Here is a 2,066-nt window from a genome sequence, read left to right as displayed (position 1 = left end):
GCAATTGCAGATCGAACAGGGCGCCGGGAATGCGTGAGCCGGGCTTCTGGCACCGGCCTCCTTCGCTGGTGTCGCGCCTGCTGCTGCCGATCGCCGCGATCTACGGCAACATCGCCGCGGCGCGGATGCAGAAGACCGGGACCACGGTCGGCGTGCCGGTGCTGTGCGTCGGCAATTATCACATGGGCGGTGCCGGCAAGACGCCGACGACGCTTGCGCTGGTGGCGCTGCTACGCGAATTCGGTGAAACCCCTGTGGTCCTGAGCCGCGGCTATGGCGGGCGGCTGCACGGGCCGGTCCAGGTCGATCCGACGCGCCATAGCGCGGCCGATATCGGCGACGAGCCGCTGATGATGGCTCGCCGGGTACCGGTGGTGGTGGCGCGCGACCGCAGCGACGGCGCGGCGCTGGCTTGTGCACTCGGCGCCAGCGTGATCCTGATGGACGACGGCTTTCAGAATCCGGCGCTGACCAAGGACGCCGCGCTGATCGTGGTCGATAGCCATCGCGGCATCGGCAATGGCAGCGTGTTTCCGGCGGGGCCGCTGCGCGCGCCGCTTGCGCTGCAGATCGCGCGCACTGATGCGCTGGTCGTGGTCGGTGATGGCACAGCCGCGGACGGCGTCGCGCAGCAGATTACGAAGAAGGGTGGCTTAGTGCTGCGGGCCCGGCTGGTGCCGGAGCCGGCGTCGGTCGAGGCGCTGCGGGGGCGGCAGGTGCTGGCGTTCGCCGGCATCGGCGATCCGGGGCGGTTCGTCGCAACGCTTCGGAGCAGCGGCGTCGAGGTGGCCGAGCAGCGCGCGTATCCCGATCACCACCCATTTGCAGCCGAGGAACTGGCCGAACTTGCTGCTATCGCCAAGCGCAATGGGCTGACCTTGGTCACCACCGAAAAAGATCTGGCGCGGATCGGCGGCGGGCAGCCGTCGCTCGGCGTGGAGATCGTGCCGTTTGCCGTGACGCTGGCGATCGGCGACGAGTCGAAGCTGCGGCTGTTCCTGCTCGACCGGCTCAACGGTGCGCGCGCCGAGAGGCTCGCCGGGCGGCGCTGAGTCGCGGCCTCAACCCTTGGGCTGAAACGCGTCCGGATAATGCCGCTTCAGCACGGCTTCGGCCGTGGCGTAGGGCTCCTTGAGATCGACGCTCCAATATTTCAGCTCGTCGAGCGGGATCTGCACCCCGGTGACGGCGCAGCGCACATAGGTGCCGGGCGAGATCACGCGGAAGTCGCCATCGAGATACTGCACCTGGGCTTCGCCAGAACCCGAGAAGCCAAATTTGTTCAGCACGGCTGATCTCCTGGAAAACCGCAGGTTGCGGAACGAGGCAACGCTGCGGGTCGATACACCTGACAGATAGAACGGAAGCGCCGCATTGCAAACCGCCGTCCTGTCATGGCGGCGTCGTTTCCCCCGCGGCCTGCGGTGGTCCGGCTAGAACAGCGACCCCTGGCCCGCCGGACTTGCCGGCCGCTTGGCCGGTTTGGCCGGCGTTGCCGCCGGCTTGGTGGCCTCGGCCGACGATCCGCTGTCGCCGTCGGCGGTGACGGCGACCCGGCCGTCGGCGAATTCGACGCTGAGTCGGGCGCCCGCGGCGACCGATGCAGCGGCGTGCACCGAGCGGCCATCGGCGTCCCGCACCAGCGCGAACCCGCGCGCCAGAACTCCGCGGTACGATAGTGCGGTGAGTAGCTTGCCGGTGGCGTCGACCCGCGCCTGCCGGCGTTCCAGCAGGGTGATCAACGCCCGCCGGGCCCGCTCGGCGAGGCGCTCCAGCCGCTCCTGCTCGCGGGCGATCCGCATCCGCTGCGCCTGCTGATTGGCGAGCTTCGAGGCCTGCAGCCGCACCGCGAGCCCCTCGAACCGCTCCCGGCGATGCCGCAGCGTGGCGCGGGCACAGCGCTGCAATTGCGTGCCGGCGCTATCGAGCCGGTGGGCGCTGTGCGCCACCTGCGCTCGCAGCACCTTGAGCGTCATGCCGGCCGCCGCAGCGGCGAAGCGGCGGTGATGTGCGTGGGTGTTGGCGCGCAGGGCGCGCGGCAGCGAGGCGGCCGCATTGTCGAGCCG

Annotated in this window: 3 protein-coding genes; 1 reads left to right on the top strand and 2 read right to left on the bottom strand. The window is 70.0% G+C overall.

What is annotated here, in order from left to right; all coding sequences use genetic code 11:
• Positions 1-29 precede the first annotated feature (29 nt).
• Positions 30-1,052, top strand: coding sequence for a tetraacyldisaccharide 4'-kinase (lpxK, locus tag DYI24_RS25575; RefSeq protein WP_164574304.1), 1,023 nt, complete (start codon positions 30-32; stop codon positions 1,050-1,052).
• Positions 1,053-1,061: 9 nt separating this feature from the next.
• Here the strand turns inward: lpxK and DYI24_RS25570 are convergent, their stop codons facing one another.
• Positions 1,062-1,289 carry a DUF2093 domain-containing protein gene (locus DYI24_RS25570; protein ID WP_107343313.1) on the bottom strand — a complete coding sequence of 76 codons (228 nt, stop codon included), beginning with the start codon at positions 1,287-1,289 and terminating at the stop codon, positions 1,062-1,064.
• Between the two features lie 144 nt (positions 1,290-1,433).
• A partial coding sequence (locus tag DYI24_RS25565; RefSeq protein ID WP_283810905.1) for an exodeoxyribonuclease VII large subunit occupies positions 1,434-2,066 on the bottom strand: 633 nt, incomplete at its 5' end.

The organism is Rhodopseudomonas sp. BR0C11, assembly GCF_010820945.1.
GTDB lineage: Bacteria > Pseudomonadota > Alphaproteobacteria > Rhizobiales > Xanthobacteraceae > Rhodopseudomonas > Rhodopseudomonas palustris_H.
Note: the sequence above shows the minus strand (reverse complement) of the source record. Positions and strands in the feature narration are given on the sequence as shown.